The sequence below is a fragment of the Emticicia sp. C21 genome (assembly GCF_003418935.1).
In the GTDB taxonomy this organism is placed as follows: Bacteria; Bacteroidota; Bacteroidia; order Cytophagales; family Spirosomataceae; genus Emticicia.
The window spans coordinates 1069557-1088411 of record NZ_QVMT01000001.1; the positions used below are offsets into that span (position 1 = coordinate 1069557).

The 18855-nt window shown below is 39.7% G+C and carries 13 protein-coding genes; 9 read left to right on the forward strand and 4 right to left on the reverse strand.

What is annotated here, in order from left to right:
* Positions 1 to 66: 66 nt before the first annotated feature.
* Positions 67 to 1383 carry a porin gene (locus tag D0T08_RS04300; RefSeq protein WP_229238892.1) on the forward strand — a complete coding sequence of 439 codons (1317 nt, stop codon included), beginning with the start codon at positions 67 to 69 and terminating at the stop codon, positions 1381 to 1383.
* Here the strand turns inward: D0T08_RS04300 and D0T08_RS04305 are convergent.
* A complete protein-coding gene (locus D0T08_RS04305) occupies positions 1380 to 5915 on the reverse strand; it encodes a translocation/assembly module TamB domain-containing protein (RefSeq protein WP_158561190.1) in 4536 nt (1511 codons plus the stop codon). The two genes, D0T08_RS04300 and D0T08_RS04305, sit on opposite strands and share 4 nt — an antisense overlap.
* A gap of 185 nt (positions 5916 to 6100) precedes the next feature.
* On the opposite strand from D0T08_RS04305, the gene tsaD reads away from it, so the two are divergent.
* Positions 6101 to 7099, forward strand: a complete 999-nt coding sequence (gene tsaD / locus D0T08_RS04310) for a tRNA (adenosine(37)-N6)-threonylcarbamoyltransferase complex transferase subunit TsaD (protein ID WP_116981336.1) — start codon at positions 6101 to 6103, stop codon at positions 7097 to 7099.
* A 222-nt stretch (positions 7100 to 7321) separates the two neighbouring features.
* Here tsaD and D0T08_RS04315 read toward each other — a convergent pair whose 3' ends face one another.
* Complete coding sequence (locus D0T08_RS04315) at positions 7322 to 8683, reverse strand: vanadium-dependent haloperoxidase (protein WP_116981337.1); 1362 nt, start codon at positions 8681 to 8683, stop codon at positions 7322 to 7324.
* Positions 8684 to 9022: 339 nt separating this feature from the next.
* On the opposite strand from D0T08_RS04315, the gene D0T08_RS04320 reads away from it, so the two are divergent.
* The 6 genes from D0T08_RS04320 (at position 9023) to D0T08_RS04345 (ending at position 15951) form a co-directional block, all read left to right on the forward strand.
* On the forward strand, positions 9023 to 10420 hold the full coding sequence (locus tag D0T08_RS04320) for a hypothetical protein (protein ID WP_116981338.1): 1398 nt from the start codon (positions 9023 to 9025) through the stop codon (positions 10418 to 10420).
* 167 nt (positions 10421 to 10587) lie between these two features.
* Complete coding sequence (locus tag D0T08_RS04325; protein WP_229238893.1) at positions 10588 to 11859, forward strand: HD domain-containing protein; 1272 nt, start codon at positions 10588 to 10590, stop codon at positions 11857 to 11859.
* 131 nt (positions 11860 to 11990) lie between these two features.
* Positions 11991 to 13049: a UDP-3-O-(3-hydroxymyristoyl)glucosamine N-acyltransferase gene (gene lpxD / locus D0T08_RS04330; protein WP_116981339.1), complete on the forward strand. Its 1059-nt coding sequence runs from the start codon at positions 11991 to 11993 to the stop codon at positions 13047 to 13049.
* A gap of 24 nt (positions 13050 to 13073) precedes the next feature.
* Positions 13074 to 14465 carry a bifunctional UDP-3-O-[3-hydroxymyristoyl] N-acetylglucosamine deacetylase/3-hydroxyacyl-ACP dehydratase gene (locus D0T08_RS04335; protein WP_116981340.1) on the forward strand — a complete coding sequence of 464 codons (1392 nt, stop codon included), beginning with the start codon at positions 13074 to 13076 and terminating at the stop codon, positions 14463 to 14465.
* A gap of 75 nt (positions 14466 to 14540) precedes the next feature.
* Entirely contained in the window at positions 14541 to 15341 is an 801-nt protein-coding gene (gene lpxA / locus D0T08_RS04340; RefSeq protein ID WP_116981341.1) for an acyl-ACP--UDP-N-acetylglucosamine O-acyltransferase, read from the forward strand.
* Positions 15331 to 15951, forward strand: coding sequence for an ABC transporter ATP-binding protein (locus D0T08_RS04345; protein WP_116981342.1), 621 nt, complete (start codon positions 15331 to 15333; stop codon positions 15949 to 15951). The genes lpxA and D0T08_RS04345 overlap by 11 nt, the downstream gene beginning before the upstream one ends.
* 105 nt (positions 15952 to 16056) lie before the next feature.
* On the opposite strand, the gene queG is transcribed toward D0T08_RS04345, so the two are convergent.
* Positions 16057 to 16995: a tRNA epoxyqueuosine(34) reductase QueG gene (gene queG, locus D0T08_RS04350; RefSeq protein ID WP_116981343.1), complete on the reverse strand. Its 939-nt coding sequence runs from the start codon at positions 16993 to 16995 to the stop codon at positions 16057 to 16059.
* Positions 16996 to 17169: 174 nt separating this feature from the next.
* Here queG and D0T08_RS04355 point away from each other — a divergent pair, with 174 nt between their 5' ends.
* A complete protein-coding gene (locus tag D0T08_RS04355) occupies positions 17170 to 17793 on the forward strand; it encodes a hypothetical protein (protein ID WP_116981344.1) in 624 nt (207 codons plus the stop codon).
* On the opposite strand, the gene lpxK is transcribed toward D0T08_RS04355, so the two are convergent.
* Complete coding sequence (gene lpxK / locus D0T08_RS04360; RefSeq protein WP_116981345.1) at positions 17774 to 18823, reverse strand: tetraacyldisaccharide 4'-kinase; 1050 nt, start codon at positions 18821 to 18823, stop codon at positions 17774 to 17776. The two genes, D0T08_RS04355 and lpxK, sit on opposite strands and share 20 nt — an antisense overlap.
* Positions 18824 to 18855: the final 32 nt, after the last annotated feature.

Consider the following 18855-nt stretch of genomic DNA (forward strand, 5'->3'; position numbering starts at 1 on the left):
AAAACCCGGAATCTTATCGTCATAAATTCCAGACATGATGTATTAGTCATGTCAAAAAACACCAATATGAAACTTCACTTGAATCTGTTAGCCAAGACAGGGCTAATCGGCTTGTTATTCTATTTCAGTATATCTCAAACGCAAGCGCAAGACCATGGGTCTTTGACAGAGATTGATACAACTACCACCCGTAAATTGCTTGCTACGCTCAAAAAATACGAATATGTAGGCATCAGTGGTTATATTCAGCCCCAATTCCAGTGGATACAAACCAAAGGAGCTAAGAATTTTAATGGTGGTGATTTTCAGCCCAATGCCAGCAATCGTTTCATGATGCGTCGGGGGCGTCTGCGCTTTGATTATGCACGCTTCTTCGAAAATGGCATGCCCAAACTCTACTTTATCTTTCAGTTTGATGGTACCGAAAGAGGTATTTTTATCCGGGATTTCTGGGGACGTATCTACGAAAATAAATTCAAATCTTTTTATCTGACAACTGGTATGTTTGCCCGCCCATTCGGCTTTGAATTAGGCTATGGCTCACCAGACCGTGAATCGCCGGAGCGTGGTAGAATGTCTCAGATTCTGATGAAAGTAGAGCGTGATTTTGGTTTTATGGGAAGTTATGAGCCCCGAACAAAAACCAATTTCCTCAAATATATTAAGTTTGACTTAGCCGTATTTAACGGACAAGGCGTAAACGCTGTGGCTGATTTTGATAACCATAAAGACCTTGTTTCAAGGCTTTCGGTAAAGCATTTTAACCTGGCTCCTAAACTGATTGTCAGTGGTAGTGTATCGGGTTTCTTTGGTGGAATGGAACAGTTTACGAATCAAATTTACCGCATGAATGAGTCTACCAGACATTTCGCTATAGATTCGTCAGCTAATAATGTTGGCAAAATTGCCCCTAGAAATTATTACGGAGCCGATATTCAAATCAGAATCCCTAATCAGGTAGGTGAAACGGAGTTCAGAGCAGAGTATATTAGGGGAACACAAACGGCCATTCAGAATACAACAGAAACACCTGCGGTAATCCCTATGGAAAATGGCAAATTATCGCCATTATATGTCCGTAATTTTGATGGGGCCTATTTTTATTATCTGCAACACCTTGGCAGCAAGAAACACCAGTTGGTAGTAAAATATGATTGGTATGACCCCAACAAAAGCGTAAAAGGCAAACAAATCGGACAGGGATTTACTGGTGCTGATGTACGCTTTAATACCTTTGGTTTCGGCTACCTGACGTATATTTATGAGAATGTTCGCCTGATGCTCTGGTACGAAATGCCACAGAATGAAAAGACTTCCCTAAATGAATATACTAGGGATCTGAAGGATAATAATTTTACCTGTCGGGTGCAGTATAGGTTCTAAAGAACGACACCCAGCCGCCCCCCAGCCCTTAAAGGGGTGCTTACAACTTCGTCGATTTTTTTTAGCTCCCCTTTAGGGGCCGGGGGGCTTGGTTTACGTTTGAAGATTGTATTAAAATTACGGGTATGTTGCAAGCTTACACCGTTTACGGTTACGTTGGTGTTGAAGTTGTAGAAATAGTTGGGTACGTTTCGGCTGTAGGCCTTTAAGCGCCAGCTACCCTCTTCGTTCAACAACCACTCTACTTCGCCACCATAAAAATAGTTTCCGGCGGTTTGCTCCTGACTTTGCAGAATCGTATTATTCACACTCAGTTTCAAGCGATTATTGCTGAAACGATACGAGAAATTGAACTGCATATTGTTGAACAAACTCTGGCGCACATTACTCATGGCGCCTAACTGTACCCCGATTTCAAGATTCGGGTCTATTTTAGATGCAATAGTTCCTAATTGATTAGTCAATAAACTACTTACATTATCTAAAAGCAATTGGGAATCAACAGCATCTTTGAAACTATTATCTGAGAATAATCGATTAAATGCTGCTACCCCTACAAAGTTGTTTGAGAGGAGTTGCTCGTCATTCCTGAGTCGTTGTTCAAAGGCAATTACCTGTGGTTGAAGATTCAAAGGTATTCTACGCTGATCGAATTTAATATCGTATTTAATGGTAGGCTTCATTAACTTATCTGTGAGTATCACGTACGCACTTACCGGATACGTTGCTTTTAATTCAGAACTATTGCTACTAGAGGCTATTCCATCAGGGATAAACACATTAGCCGTTACAATAGCACTAATACTGATGTCTGCATCATACGGGTCACCCGACCAACGAATCCAGCTGCCATCGGCAATATCAAATTTCCTTACACGAGAGATATTCTGTAAGCTGAAATCATACTTTCCGCTTCTGATAGTATAAGGGCCTGTCATAGTAAAGCCGCCACGCGTATCATATTCAATACTGATACGTCCGTTTCCTATGGCTGTCAGCTGGTCTTTATTAATACGGTCAAAGATTACTATACATTCAGCATCAGGGGTAATGGTAAAGTTAAATGCCATACTTAGGCTACCAGACTCTTCGGTGTTAAGTGAGTCTTTTTTAGCACTTTTATTTTTAACTTCCTGTGTATTTCTGGTAACAAATGTGATTCCCTCCTCTTCGGTATTTACATAGGTAGCACCATCCAAAGGAATAGTTATCTGAGTACCTTTTTTACTGGTAAGATTACCCGTAATAGCTACATTTTTCAAGCTTCCTGTGATATGTAAATCGCCAGTGGCGATACCTGTTCCGTAAAAATCCTCATTGTTTTTAATGGTGGTATTCATGATTTTAAAACCATCCCGACCACGCATATAAGCATGCAGACCCAACATGAAGTTTCCGCCACCACCATTAAAAATACCCCCTGCCAGTTCGGCTTCATTACCGAGGGCATCACGTACTTTAAAGCCTTTTTGTGCTACAAAGCCCTCTTCATTAAGGTTGATTTTATCATCAAAATACAAGGCTGTATTCAATTCGTTCACTACCAGGCTCCCTTTCTCCACTGCCACACTGCCTCTGATAACGGGGTCGCCCGGTGTGCCCCTGATGGTAAGCGCACCTGAGCCATAGCCCCCAACATTAGAGAAAATATCATCTACAAACGACTGGAATATTTCAAGATTAGCTTTGTTCAGGTTCGCTTTCAGGTTGAGTGGGTCGTAGTCGTCTTTGGGGTCATAAGTACCGGATATACGGAATATCTCGTTATTAATTCTGATAACATTACCATAGATATTGAGTTTCCGGGTCAGATTATCCCAAAGCACTTCGCCTGCTATATCACCTACCAGACTGTTTTTGTATATCAATTCATTAATACCAAACTGGCTTGTAATGATCCCATCGTTATAAACATCTTTCAACATCATCTTACCATTAACAATACCTTTCAGATCAACATTGGTAAGGGGTTGCAGGGTTTTTAAGTCAAAATCCTGCACATTGATATAGGCTTCTTTCAGGCTATCGCTTGATAAATAGCCATTCATTGAGATACTCTGATTTTTGTTGGCAATAGATACATCCTGAAAACAAATATCCGACTGAAAGAAATTAATCAGGTTGTTCTGTGCCACCTGCCAGGTTTCGCCCAGCAAATCAAGTTTGGTGTTACGATGATTAAGACTTACATCTATTTCGTCGTGCAAGAAGGCCAGTTGGCCAAATACCTGTGCTTTATTTGAGCTTTTCTGTTGCTTGATTTTCGCATCAAATTCAATCACATTGGCTTGTCCCCAGGCTCCGTTCACTTCCAGTTTTTCGGTAGGTGCCATATCACCCAACTTCTGTTTATCTGAGTTAAATACCAATGAAGTCAGGATTTTTGGAGAGGTAACTTCTTTAGAAGTATTGAAGTCTAATTCGTTATTGTAAAAAGTAAAGCTTCCATGGCGGAGGGTATCAATCTTGCCACCCAATGAAACCTCAACTGTGCTTCTTATATTGAGTTGTCCGTTTAGTTCAGTATTGGGTGAGATATACAGATTCGGATAGAAATAAGCGAAGAAAGGCTCTGATTTCTTAAATAAGACTTTATAATCTAAGTTATATCTGGGTTGGTAAGTACTAACAGGCAGACTCATGTAATATGCCATCCGGGTAGCTTCGTCTTCTACAAAATACTGGGTGTATTCTTTTGAGAAGCGCGTCACATCGCTTATTACCTGACTTGGGGTGAACTTGCCCGTGACATCAATATTGAAAAATTCTGAGAGCAGGCTAACACGGCGGGAATTGCTGTCTAGAGTTGAGGTAACAAATACAGAGTCAATCCCTAGTTTGCGGTTGTCGTACTGCAAAACTGTGTGAAGCAATTGAGCCTTTCCAATCCAGTTATCTAATTCATTCCCCTGAAAATCGAGGGTTATTTCTGAGCGGAATTTTACATCGTTTTTTGCATAGCCTAATGCTCGCAGATTAGCATTCTGCACAATGCCATGGATATCAAATTTATTTAGTGCCTGTGCAAAATCTACTTTGCCGCCAATATTAAAAGTCAGATTGGTATCTTTTACAATTATCCGCCCATCAAACAAAGATTGGCTCATGGCCCCATCTACATGGATATTCTTATAATCATACCCATTAAACCAGATATGCTTCACCGTTCCGTCAAAATTCAACAGGGCGTCTTTAATCGTCAATCCTTTGCCTTTTATTTCGCCGTTAAATGACATTCGCTGAAGCATTCCCTCTTCGTTCACCAGCTTACCTAATTCCAGTTCTTCTACCATTAACGACCCGGTATAAGTAGGCAAAGCTTTGCCATCAGGAATTTTCATGGTGATGTTTCCGGCTACCATTCCGAGTTGAGATTTTACAAAGGCATCGGTAGTGAAATCATTGTATAGTCCTTTGAAAATTCCGGCAAAAGTGGTTATACCAAATTTTTTTACATGCTGGTTATATAAAGAATCACCAACATACTGGCGGGCGTCAACGGCATCAATCTGCGAGGGTTTCCAGTTCAGATCCATTACTGCCTTTCGCAAATCAGGCATATGCTTAAAGGCAATTTCTCCGTCGAGATAGCTATTTGTACCGAATTTCAGATTAAAATTCCTGACCCGGAAATCATGTACTGTTCCCCTGAAATCTCCGTTGAGCAGGTAGTTTTCCCGATATTCATACATATCTGTGGCAAATCTGCCGAGATCCTGTGCATCAATTTCACAATCACTTAAATCACCTATCATTTCAACTTTTTCGTTGAAATCACTGAAATCTCTTGGGGTACGATAATTGAAATGGACTGACCGTTTGAGGGTAGAATTATTGATTTTGGCATATAAATCATCAAACCTCATATGCTGTCTTGAATAAAAGAACTGCGTATTCAGCTCCTTGATTTCAAGGTCACTCCGGCGATCCTTGCCTTTCAAATCAGTCAGGGCAAATTTGATGGTATCACCTTGTATGAAAAAGTCTTTCAATAGCCCCTGTACTCCATTTACCGTAAAGTTATTATAATCAAATTCTTCTTTCGGAAACCGCGGTTCTTCAGGGTCTTGTAGTGTAAATGTTCCACCCTGAATATAGGTTTCATCAATCGTAAACGGAATATTGCGCTCTATCCGAACCTTGGCCGTATCAGGAGTTGAAGTCAGGTCTTCAATCTTAGCTATCCATTTATCAATATTCAAATCGCCATCGGTTTCGTAAATGAGTTTCACCCGAGGATCGAGAACCATTACATAATCAAGATTATTATCAAAGGTCAGAAAAGTATTCCAGTCGAAATTAAAATTGGTTTTAGAGTTGACGTATAACTCTTTTACAAAAATCATTTCGCGGTTTTTGTAGTCGTAAATGGTCACGTTCTCTAAGGTGATTTCATCAAACCAGGTAAGCTTGGCTTTTTCGATTTTTACTTTGGAACCCAGTTTTTCAGAGAGGTATTCGGTGGCTCTTTGGAGCGCCATTGTTTGTACTACCGGAAGCTGCAGGGCATAAAACACAATCATTATTCCCATAAAGATTACGAAAATAAGATTCAGCAGGATTCTGGTTGATATTTTAATTGCCTGGCGCAAATACTTTAACAAAAAAACAAAATAATTAACAAATCAATTAATTACTGAATTACCCATAGTAATTTTGTGTTTTAATTTACTAAGTGGTTTAGAAACCATAAAACACAAAATTATACCCTTTAGTTTTGAATATATTAGCTATCGAATCTTCTTGTGACGAAACGTCAGCGGCTGTTATTTCTAACGGTAAAATCTACTCCAACATTGTAGCGGGGCAACTAATTCATGAGCGTTTTGGCGGTGTTGTACCAGAGTTGGCCTCGCGTGCGCACCAGCAACATATTTTACCCGTGGTTGAAAGTGCTTTGGAAAAGGCAAAGGTAACAAAAAATCAGCTAAATGCCATAGCATTTACCCGTGGACCGGGCCTTTTGGGCTCTCTGCTAGTAGGTACCTCTTTTGCCAAAGCCATGGCATTAGGGCTTAATATTCCATTGATTGAAGTCAATCATATACAGGCACATGTGCTGGCACATTTCATTGATGAGCCTGCGCCAAGTTTCCCATTTTTATGCCTGACTGTAAGTGGTGGCCATACCCAGATTGTATTGGTACATGACCATTTGACAATGGAAGTAATAGGCGAAACACAGGATGATGCCGTAGGCGAAGCCTTTGATAAAACCGCCAAATTGTTAGGTCTGCCCTATCCTGGTGGCCCATTGGTAGATAAATATGCCCAACAGGGTAACCCCGAAGCCTTTGAATTTCCGCTATCAGAGATGCCAAAGTATAACTTTTCTTTCAGTGGTATCAAGACTTCCATTTTGTACTTTTTAAAGGCAAATCAGGCTAAGAACGTGAATTTTGTTGAAGAAAACATAGCTGATATTTGTGCCAGTGTACAACATACACTTATCAAAATGCTATTGCAAAAACTGCGCCGGGCTGCCCGTGAACTGAATATTAAAGAAGTAGCCATTGCCGGAGGCGTATCGGCTAACTCGGGTTTGAGAAAAGCCCTGCAGGAATTAGGAGAAAAAGAAAAATGGAATGTATATATCCCACAATTTCAGTACTGCACCGACAATGCAGGGATGATTGCGATGGCGGCGCATTTTAAATATTTGAAAGGAGAATTTACCTCACAGGAGGTGAGTCCGCTACCACGGATGGATTGGTGAGGGGGATGTGTGTTTTTCGTAGATATGTAACGGTTCGCCGTTGCGATGCAATACGTCTCCAATAGTCTGTGGATAACAAAAATCTATATTTGATTTTAAAACCACTTCTCAATAAAAATTTCTAAATTAGGATGTGCCCTCGGAGACGTATTGCATCGCAACGGCGAACCGTTACGTCTCTACAAATGAAAATGCCCCGCCGACTGGCGAGGCATTTTCATTTTATTTATTAACTGCTACTGCGTTCTTCTTTCGCGTCTGGGCTACTCTTAAGACCTCTTGCCCTATTTTTACACCGCATCTATTTCCTTCGTCACAACCTGAACGGTAGTGAATACCGCCATATAAACGACTGATACTGGCATTTAAAGCCGCTTCTCTGAATGAGCTGAATGATTTTACGCCATGCCCGTGTTTGTATTCGGTAGAATCAGTAAAAGCAACGTTATCGCCGTGAATATAACTTAGAACTTCGGCAGCTGCCGCTGAAATAGTACTATGCCCGCTGGTATATTCCGGAAAAGGAGGTGTTTGCAGGAATGGTTGCCACTTAGGGTCAACTTCGGCATTGATAACCGTTTCAGGTCGAACTTTAACGCTACGATATTTTTCTCTCCAGCAACTGATAAATCCATCTAATAAGGCTATTGAGTTTAATATGTAACCCTCTACACTTTTTTCAAATGAAGCTTTCGTTTTACGACAAACCGTCATATGAATAGCCTCCCAATGGCCGTTAGGCGTCATTTTTTTATTGGCAAACATCACGTGTCCCATCACATTCATTACAAACGGGTTATCATCCCAGAACCATGCCGTGTTTTTTTGTTCTTCTGTCAGGTTTTTACCCAATTCATATACTTCGTTGGCTTCTTTCCAGAAAGCACTTTTTTTATCGTGGTTATACATGGGTGGTGGCGGTGCCGGAAATTGACCTGCTGAATCTAACGCAAAGGTGCGAATCTTATTCCATTCTGGTTCGCAGGCATCGGCATAAGCCGGTGGGGTTGGTACCCATGTACCCGGCAAATTGGTTACTGTAAAGCGAATACCACGGGTTTGTTTATATTTATCTTTACCCGAATAACGCATAATGTGGGCAGCAACGCTATCGCCATAGGCCATTGAGCGCTCCATTACGTCCTCGGGTACACCCATGTCTTCGTATTTTTTGAAGAAAGTTTTTTCGTAGTCGTCGAAGAAATTGCCTGAGAATGTAAGCGTACGGGCTACTTTCAGGAATGCCTTTGTACTAGCTAATGGAAAACAATATTCTTTACCTTTTTCAGGTTCAGGACTTTTGGTAAATCCTTTCAGTTTTCCACCTAAAGATTCATATTCCGGAAACCCAGGCACCATGGCTTCATAGCCTGCCAACGTAGAGTAGGCATAGATGCGACTAGCTACAGGGGGTTTAAAAATATCATGAATGATAACCTCGGTCAGCAATTCAACTGATTGATGATAAAGCTCAGGGTCGGCGGCTTTAGCATTATAGGCTTTAGCATCGCTTTTGGGTTTACAGGCATTGAAAGATATGCCAATAACAGCGATACTCAAAAAGAGGAGCGATTTTTTTAACATGGGTAGTGTACAAAACGAACTAAAAAAAACACAATTAATAAATGCAAATCTACAAAATTTACTGAATTGAAACGATGATTTTAGTCATTTTAATATGTGGTTCATTTGTTAATTCACCTTAGAGTAAAATTTGGATAAAGGTAATTAGTGTAGTTTTTTTCTTTTTACTATTGAAATACGGGGCAATTGAATCTTATCATCTAGTTAGCTTTAGCAAAAAAATCCTAACGATATACATTGTAACTATTTAAAACACCGAATGATTTAAAAAATCGTTAGACACTATTCATTCTCCGATTTTTTTCTTAAAATGCCATCCTATTTCCGATATGCACAAAAATGCCTATTACAAACGCCACATACCTTTTGTTTAACAGCAGAAAATTTGTTATCTCATTTTTTATTCTTGCTCTTTCTTTCGAAATATCTGCTCAGAACCCAACTCCTCAAGAGGTGTTCAAAGAATCAATCAATTTTCTGATTAAAACTCAGTGCGATTCTACTATTGTGGGTAAGCAATATGCGGGCGAGTGGCCCGTGTATATGAATCTGGTAGAGACTTATATATTTATTGGTAAAAAAAGGAAAGTCAGAGACTCCAATTGCTTCAATATTTCAGCCATTCACAATTTTCTGTCAGAGATATATCTGCACGATACTACCCTGCGAGAGTTGAAACCGGTTTTAGCAAAAGCATACCGTGAGATTCAGACGTATGAAGTAGATAAACGCTACAATTTCTGGAAATTGTTACCCCCGCTTCGAAATCATCGCATGTTTGGCAAAGACCCGCATTTACTGGTAAGACGTCCGACCAATTATCCGCTTAGTTCAAGGTTTATTAATAAAACGGCCAATGTGCCTGAGGATGCTGACGACACGGCCTTAGGCAATACAGCTACTTATTATCATAACCGGGTTTTTAATGATTCATTAAAGGCACTTTCTTATGCAGGTTTTGATGAATATCTGGACAAAAAGCGTAAAAATCGCAACTGGTATAATTTCATGCTGCCTACGCCCCGACGGTCAGGAGCTTATCTGACTTGGCATCATCAGGAGTATGAATACAATCACTGGAACCCCATTACCACTTACTTTTCATTACTATTAATATTTACACCCAATAGTTCAGCCTATCCTGTGGCCTATGAACCCTGGATTCCTTTCGGAGCCAATGATGTAGATGTAGTAGTGAATAGTAATGTCTTAAATTATTTATCTCTAACTAATCAGGTCAATAAAAGTACAGGCAAAGCAGGCGCTGTTAAAGTAATTGAACATAGTACAAGAAAAAACCTCTGGAGCACAGCGGCAGTCTATTATCCAAACAGCTACAATATAGACTATGCCGCAGCAAAGGCTTATCGGAATGGGGTTAATGATTTACGTGAAACTGCACAAAAAATAGCGAAGCACCTGATTGAAACGCAACAACCCGATGGTAGCTTTGAAAGCAAACCCTGGGTGAATAAAAAAGATATTATCCAGTCAACAGCGTACGCATTACACGCCATGCTTGATTTAAAAGATAAAGGCATGCCTATCCCCGATGAAAATATCAGAAAGGCGTTTGATTTTCTATTAACGAAAGCACATAGAAAAGATGGCATGTGCTACTGGGATGGAGGTGTATATTTTTCGGGCGGTACGCTGCTTCGTAATATTCTTATCTGGCAGTCAGATGCTTACACAACAGCACTGATAACCAAGTGTTTTCAGCGTTATTACTTCTGAAACTTCTCTACACCCATATGCTTTCCTCTTGTTAAATAGTCTTTTGCTCAACTAATTTTAAAATTTCATCCGTATTTTCAGCCTTTTCACAACCAAATACGTCTAGTTTATGTTGTTTGTGCAGAAGTGATTAATTTTTTATTAATAAATTTCACAAAAATTCAAGTATGACGTTTGCCAGTAACGTTACAGGTAGCCCAGCGATGACGACCAATAAACGCAAGATATTTAATGACCCGGTTTATGGATTCGTAACAATACATTCTGATTTAATTTATGATCTCATCGAGCATCCTTTTTTCCAGCGTTTACGTCGTATAAAGCAATTAGGTGTTGCCGAGCTTGTTTATCCCGGCGCTTTGCATACACGTTTCCAACATGCGATGGGTGCGATGCACCTGATGCAGGAAGCTATTACAGTATTGCAATCGAAAGGACAGCATATTTCTGAAAGCGAATTGGAAGCGGCACAAATAGCAATTTTGCTACATGATATTGGCCACGGGCCGTTTTCTCATGTATTAGAATACACCATTCTGGACGAAGTGCACCACGAGCATATATCAGAATTATTGATGGAAAAGCTCAACCGTGATTTTGACGGAAAGCTCTCACTGGCTATTGAAATGTTCAATGGTACTTATCACCGGGATTTTTTCCATCAGCTGATTTCGAGCCAGTTGGATATGGACAGAATGGATTATCTGAACAGAGACCGTTTTTTTACCGGCGTGGCAGAGGGTACAATTGGCGTAGATAGAATCATTAAGATGTTGAATGTGGTGGGTAACCAGTTGGTAGTAGAAGAAAAAGGTGTATTAAGTGTTGAAAATTTTCTGAATGCCCGCCGTCTGATGTACTGGCAGGTGTATTTACATAAAACAGCAATCTGTGCCGAAACCATGCTGATGCAAATCATTAAACGTGCCAGAGAGTTGATTAACAAAGGAGAAGAATTATTTGCGAATCCGGCATTTATGGTCTTTTTGAAAGAAAACGTTAGTTTAGAAGCCTTTAAAAACAATGATAGGTATTTGCAATCGTTTACACTATTAGACGATTACGATATATGGGCTTGTGTAAAAAACTGGCAATTTCATTCCGACAAAATTTTATCAACTATTTGCCAGGACTTACTGAACAGAAACCTGTTCAAAATCAAAATAGCCAATAAACCGATAGAAGACACACTCATTAGTTCATTAAAGCAAGCACTCATTGACAAAGGCATCCCCGAAAATCAGTTAGACTATTTTATCACCGAAGACAGCGTAAGTAATAAAGGTTATGTGAGAGGTGATGAGACCATCTACATTTGCACCAAAAACAAAGATGTAGTAGATATTGCTGATGCTTCTGATTTACCGACCATCAAGGCATTGAGCAACATCGTGAAAAAATACTATGTATGTTGGGGCAAAAATGTATATTTGCATTGATTTTGCTATGTTGTGAATTAATTTTGTACTATTTCAAGAATATTTTCGACAAAAATTATTTTGTCGAATCAAATATAAATAAAGCGTTATAGTATTTAAACAAGCAAAATTTAAACACGCTGAAGTATCTTATGCAATTTACGGTAAAGCAAATAGCTCACTTATTAAATGGCGAAGTCCGAGGAGATGACTCCCTGACAGTCAGTAAGTTAGCAAAAATTGAAGAGGGAAATACAGGCGATATTTCATTCCTCGCCAATCAGAAATACGAAAACTTCATCTACACTACCAAGGCTTCGGCTGTCATCGTTGGCAAAGATTTTGTTCCTAAAAAAGACATTTCTTCTACGTTAATTGTAGTAGATAATCCTTATCTTTCGTTTACGCAACTACTTGAAGAGTACCAGAAGATTTTGAATTTTTCTAAGAAAGGAGTCGAACAACCAGTGTTTGTCGGACAAGGAACAGAGGTTGGAGAGGGCGCTTATCAAGGTGCTTTTTCTTATATCGGGAACAACACTAAAATAGGCAAAAACGTAAAGATTTACCCACAGGCATATATAGGAGATAATGTAACCATCGGTGATAATACGCTTATCTATGCAGGTGTAAAAATATATAGTAATACAGTAATCGGAAATAATTGTGTGTTTCATGCAGGAGCAGTGATTGGCAGTGATGGATTTGGTTTTGCTCCGCAGGAAGACGGTACCTATAAAACTATCCCGCAATTAGGTAATGTTTTAATAGAAGATAATGTTAGTATAGGCGCCAATACTACTATTGATTGTGCCACTATGGGCTCGACAATTATCCGTCAGGGTGTGAAGATTGATAACCTGGTGCAGGTTGCCCATAATGTAGAAATCGGGAAAAACACCGTAATGGCAGCACAAACCGGAATAGCGGGTTCAACCATTATCGGCGAAAACTGTGTAATTGCTGGGCAAGTAGGTTTTGGCGGCCATATTTTTGTTGCAAATGGTACCAAAATTGGTGCACAAGCCGGTGTTCTTAAAAGTGTAAAAAAAGAAAATACTTCTATAACAGGCACATACGCCTTCGAGTTAAACGACTATCTGCGGGCAACCGCTGTTTTCAGAAAACTTCCTCAATTAGACAAGCAAGTGCGTGAATTAGAAAAACGTCTTGAAGAACTGGTTAATGAGGGGTTATTCTCTGAAGCATAGCACCGCAAAATATAAAACTTGCCAATGAACATTAAACAACAAACCGTAAAAAAGAAAATTTCAATTACAGGCGTAGGCTTGCATACAGGCGAAAACGTAACGCTAACTATACTACCTGCTCCTATCAACCATGGTTATAAGTTTCAAAGAATCGACTTAGAAAACAAGCCTATTATTGAAGCCGATGTAGATTATGTAGTAGATACCTCACGAGGTACTGTGTTAGAGAAAGATGGAGCAAGAGTACATACTACTGAGCACGTTTTAGCAGCTTTGGTTGGTCTTCAGATTGATAACGTCTTGATACAGCTTGATGGCCCTGAAATTCCGATTTTAGATGGTAGTGCTATCAAGTTTGTTGAATTAATAGAAGAAGCAGGTTTTGAAGAACAAGCATCTTTACGCAATTATTATGAGGTAACAGAGGCCATTCATTACCGCAACGATGAACGCAGCATTGAACTGGCAGCTTTACCACTAAATGATTATCGCCTGACAGCGATGGTTGATTATAACTCGTCTATTCTACATAGCCAGCATGCACAGTTACATGCCATTGAGTTATTTAAAGAAGAAATCGCTCCTTGCCGCACTTTTGTGTTCTTACACGAACTGGAAGCACTTTTCAAAGCTGGGTTGATTAAAGGTGGAGATATCGGCAATGCGGTGGTAATTGTAGATAAGGAAGTTTCGGAAGAAGAAGTGGAAGATTTATCTAAATTACTGAATAAACCAAAAATCAGTGTTGGCAAAACAGGTATTCTGAATGATGCGCCTTTGCGCTTCCCGAACGAACCTGCCCGCCACAAACTATTAGACGTAATGGGAGACCTTGCGTTGGTGGGTCGTCCGTTGAAAGCCCATATTCTGGCAGCTCGCCCGGGTCACAAGCCTAATATTGAATTGGCCAAGAAAATCAAAAAACAAATGGTTGATTCAGCAAAGGGGGCACCTCAATATGATCCGAATACGCCTCCTGTGCTGAATGTGAACGATATAGCCAAATTACTGCCGCATCGTTATCCGTTTGCTTTATTAGACAAGATTGTATATCTGGACGGACAAACTGTGATTGGTATTAAAAATATTACGATGAACGAACCACAATTCACAGGACACTTCCCTGATAATCCTGTAATGCCTGGTGTGCTGCAAATTGAAGCGATAGCACAAAATGGCGGTGTGTTGGTTCTGACTTCTACCGGAAACCCTGAAGCTTACTGGCCATATCTGGTGAGTATAGATAACTGTCGGTTCTATAGAAATGTATTACCGGGTGATACATTGATAATCAGATGCTCACTGATTGCTCCTATGAAATTAGGTGTAGCTAAAATGCACGGAGATGCATGGGTGGGCAAAAACCTTGTATGTGACGTAAATATGACCGCCCGATTAGTAAAAAAAGCTAAATAAGCACAACCACCAGTTAAAACTACTAATCGTTTGAGTGTAGGTTTAACTCCCACTAATAAGCAAAATCAAACAATTATGAATCAACCATTAGCATTCATACATCCAGATGCCAAAATAGCTCATAACGTAGTAGTTGAGCCCTTTGCTGTGATAAACAAGGATGTAGAAATTGGTGAAGGAACTTGGATAGGCTCTCATGCAATTATCATGGAGGGCGCCCGAATCGGTAAAAACTGCCGTATTTTTCCGGGAGCAGTTATTTCGGCTGTTCCACAAGACTTGAAGTTCAAAGGTGAAGATACAAAAACCATCATTGGAGATAATACGACTATCAGAGAATGTGTGACCGTTAACCGCGGAACAGTAGATAAATACCGCACCGAAATCGGCTCTAACTGCCTGATTATGGCTTATACCCACATTGCCCACGATTGTCTGGTAGGAAATAATGTAATTCTGGCAAACTGTGTACAATTAGCAGGTCATATCTCAGTAGGCGACTATGCTAATATCGGTGGTATGTCGGCTGTGCAACAATTTGTGAAGATAGGCAAACACACTTATATCGGAGGATGTTCACAAATCCGTAAAGATGTACCGCCTTATATCAAAGCTGCCCGCGAGCCACTTTCTTATGCAGGTATCAACTCGGTAGGATTAAGACGCAGAGGACACTCTGATGAGAAAATTGCCGAGATACAGGATATTTACCGTTATATCTATCTGAAAGGATTAAATAATAGTGATGCCATCACGCAGGTAGAGTTAGAGTTTCAGGCTTCGCCGGAGCGTGATGAAATTCTGAATTTTATCTCTAATTCTGAAAGAGGAATTATTAAAAGTCCTGCAAAAAAAGGTTCTGAAAGTGACTATTAATCTGGATAATATCGGTAAGAAATACCGGAACGAATGGATTTTTCGCTATGCCAATCTATCTTTCTCTGCCAAAGAAAGTTATACTTTCGTAGGACCGAATGGCAGCGGGAAATCCACTCTTTTACAAGTTATTTCGGGCATCTTACCTCAATCAGAAGGAGAAATCACTTATACTACGGGTAGCCAGTCTGTAAGCATTGATGATGTTTACAAACAAATTGTCATTGCTGCCCCATATCTTGAACTGATAGAAGAATTTACATTGCTCGAAATGGTGGAATTTCATCAGAAATTCAAGCCATTTAAAAATCAAATCTCCCCTGCCCAACTGCTCGAACTTATACAGTTGGCTCCTCATAAAAACAAGCCGGTCAAGAATTTTTCATCAGGCATGAAACAGCGTCTGAAACTTGGCTTAGCCTTTTATTCTGATTGCCCCATAATTATGCTAGACGAGCCCACTTCTAACCTTGATGCACAGGCATCACAATGGTATCTAAGTCAAGTTGAAGAACATACGCAGGACCGTCTGTTGATTATCTGTTCTAATCAGCCAAGTGAGTATGCTTTTTGTAAGAATATTGTTGATATAAGGGATTTTAAAAAGTGATTTTCTTGTGTATGACGATTTTTCAAATCGTCGTTCAGCAAATATAATTGTGCGGTAAAATTCTACTAAATTAACAATCGACCACACAAACGATTTGAAAAATCGTTATACATCTGCTACAAACCCAATATTCCGCCGCAATCCCTCCAGTTTTGTTCTCTTCACTGCCGAACGACGAAAAATTTCCTGAAATAATTCCTCAGTAATTTCCTCCCAATCTTTCTTAGTAAATTCAGCTAACTGAGGATTCAGATTGAACTCCGGGGTAGTATGCGGACGGGCAAAGGAATTCCAGGGGCAGACATCCTGGCAAATATCACAGCCAAAAATCCAGTTATCCAATTTACCTTTTACTTCTTCTGGAATTGCTTCTTTCAGCTCGATAGTATAGTAGCTGATACATTTGCTACCATCCACTACATAAGGCTCTACAATGGCATCTGTGGGGCAGGCATCGATACAACGGGTGCAGGTGCCGCAATAATCTTTTATCGCGCCATCGGGCTGTAATTCCAAATCACAGATGATTTCACCAATGAAGAAAAAACTACCTATCTCACGGTTAATCAGATTGGTATGTTTGCCAACCCAGCCTACTCCGCTTTTCTTCGCCCAGGCCTTATCCATGACCGGAGCTGAATCGACGAAAACTCTGCCGTTTACCTCTCCTATTTCTTCCGAAATCATTTCCATCAAATCCTTTAGCTTGTCTTTCATCACGAAATGATAGTCCTTACCGTAAGCATATTTGGATAATTTCAAGTCATCAGATTCCTGAGGCAACGTTTTTTCGGGATAATAATTCAGTATGAGTGTAATGACTGACTTGGCACCTTCTACTAATTGGCGAGGGTCGAGGCGCTTATCGAAATAATTGGCCATATAGGCCATTTTGCCATGATAGTTTTTGTTGAGCCATGCTTCCAGTCGTGGTGCTTCTTCTTCCAGAAATTCAGCCTTAGATATACCACAAAAATCAAAACCCAACTCTTGTGCTTTGGCTTTGATAAGATTGGCATATTTTACTGAATACGATTGAAGCATGATGCAAATATACGCGTAATCATCGGGATAGATTCATTTAAACGTCAGCCAACTGATTTAACATATATTAATGCCCGAAAATAACCATTTTAGTTTTTTAATTTTTATCCCTCCCAATCAATCTCTATCTTTATCATAGTTTTATTTTTCCACAACAAAACAAATCTATTCCTCATGAAAAAAAAGCTGTGTATCTCTCTCTTTCTATTTATTTCTATCACAACTTTCGGACAGGTAATTCCTAAAGGCACGCGTTTTATAGGCGGCGATTTAAAATTCAATATAACGGAATCGAAAGTAAAAAGTGTGGTTCAAAATAACGTATTTATGATTGGTATTACCCCCTCTTTTACGAGTTTCACAAAAGATAATACCGCTTTTACTGTATCGTTAGGGTATTCTATTAATACTACCGGATCTAAAGCATCGTTTAGCTCAGAACTTCTGAAAGCTTCAGTACACACTATTTCGGCGGGTTTTTATTTAAGCAATTACAAGATGTTTAACGAAAAATTCGGGGCGTCTATCCGATATGGTGGGGAAGTAGGATATTTGTTTACTACTACCTCGCTTACTGCCGATTCTGATGATCTCTTAAAGGGTGCGATACTTGATTTAAACGCAGGGCCGGGTGTTATCTATTTATTGAATGATAAATGGGCTATCGAAGGAGTAACCTCACTGGTTAATATAACCTCGGTTTACACTAAGTCTGGCGACCTGAGTAGCTATACAATGAGTACTAATATAAGTCTGAATCCATCAGTAGGCATCGGCTTCAGATACTTTTTGAAATAGCTCTGGCAGCGTTTGATAGAATGAATTTATCAAAATCATTTTTATCAGAGATAATGACGTCAATCGGAATATAAAAGAATTTTTCAAGCTCTTGCTCAATCAGCAAGGGCTTTATTTTTACCATGTCTTTCTCGGTCGTGATGATTTGCTGTGCGGGGTTTTGAGTATCAAGCAACGCATCGATTTCTTTTCTTGAAAAAGCGAAATGATCCGGGTAATCTCTTGCCTTCTCAATCTTATATCCTTTCTTCTGTAAATACTGCTGAAATACCTCTGGCTTGGCAATGGCAGTTACAACAGTTGCAGGGTTTTCAGAGATAAAAGCCTTATCACCTACATAAGATGCAATTGCATTATAGTGAATTCGAGAAAAGAAAACAGGGGTATTTGCGAAAGTATACTGGCTTATACTCGTCTTCATTTCTTCTTTTATTTGAGCAGAAACTTCCTCCGGGCATTTGGTCACAATCACTACATGGGCTCTGTTGGCACTTCGGCGAATATCTCTCAGCTTGCCAACCGGTACCAAATAATCTTTGTAAAAAGGTCGATTATAATCACATAAGAGCAGATTAAGATGTGGGGCGATTTTGCGGTGTTGAAAAGCATCATCCAGAATAACTAATTCATTATCCGGGAAAGTAGCCTGAATCTGGTTTACTCCTTGTACCCTGTTTTCGCACACTATTACCTTTATTTTATCCTTGAATTTCAGATAGTATTGCATAGGTTCGTCGCCTATGGTTTTGGCGTTGACGGTATTATCTGCCAATACAAAACCTTTGGTCTGGCGCTTATATCCCCGGCTCAAGATACTGGTCTTGTATTGATTGCTCAATAAATTAACCAGGTATTCTACATGAGGGGTTTTTCCTGTGCCACCCAGATTCAGATTTCCTACATTAATTGTAAACACATCGGGTTGAGTACTTTTGAGTATGCCATTATCGTACAGCCAGTTTCTTATGTAGACCACACAGGTCAACAAAATTGTAATAGGAAATAAGACTATACGTAAAATAAAGAACATCGGAAATTTTATGAGAGTATGCAGATCAATAC

What these genes read in the sequence shown, in the direction of transcription:
- D0T08_RS04315 (WP_116981337.1), bottom strand. Translation starts at nt 8,683, where the DNA reads ATGTTAAAAAAATCGCTCCTCTTTTTGAGTATCGCTGTTATTGGCATA.
- D0T08_RS04335 (WP_116981340.1), top strand. Translation starts at nt 13,074, where the DNA reads ATGAACATTAAACAACAAACCGTAAAAAAGAAAATTTCAATTACAGGC.
- D0T08_RS04305 (WP_158561190.1), bottom strand. Translation starts at nt 5,915, where the DNA reads ATGGGAATAATGATTGTGTTTTATGCCCTGCAGCTTCCGGTAGTACAA.
- queG (WP_116981343.1), bottom strand. Translation starts at nt 16,995, where the DNA reads ATGCTTCAATCGTATTCAGTAAAATATGCCAATCTTATCAAAGCCAAA.
- lpxK (WP_116981345.1), bottom strand. Translation starts at nt 18,823, where the DNA reads ATGTTCTTTATTTTACGTATAGTCTTATTTCCTATTACAATTTTGTTG.
- lpxA (WP_116981341.1), top strand. Translation starts at nt 14,541, where the DNA reads ATGAATCAACCATTAGCATTCATACATCCAGATGCCAAAATAGCTCAT.
- D0T08_RS04320 (WP_116981338.1), top strand. Translation starts at nt 9,023, where the DNA reads ATGCCTATTACAAACGCCACATACCTTTTGTTTAACAGCAGAAAATTT.
- D0T08_RS04325 (WP_229238893.1), top strand. Translation starts at nt 10,588, where the DNA reads ATGACGTTTGCCAGTAACGTTACAGGTAGCCCAGCGATGACGACCAAT.
- lpxD (WP_116981339.1), top strand. Translation starts at nt 11,991, where the DNA reads ATGCAATTTACGGTAAAGCAAATAGCTCACTTATTAAATGGCGAAGTC.
- D0T08_RS04300 (WP_229238892.1), top strand. Translation starts at nt 67, where the DNA reads ATGAAACTTCACTTGAATCTGTTAGCCAAGACAGGGCTAATCGGCTTG.
- D0T08_RS04355 (WP_116981344.1), top strand. Translation starts at nt 17,170, where the DNA reads ATGAAAAAAAAGCTGTGTATCTCTCTCTTTCTATTTATTTCTATCACA.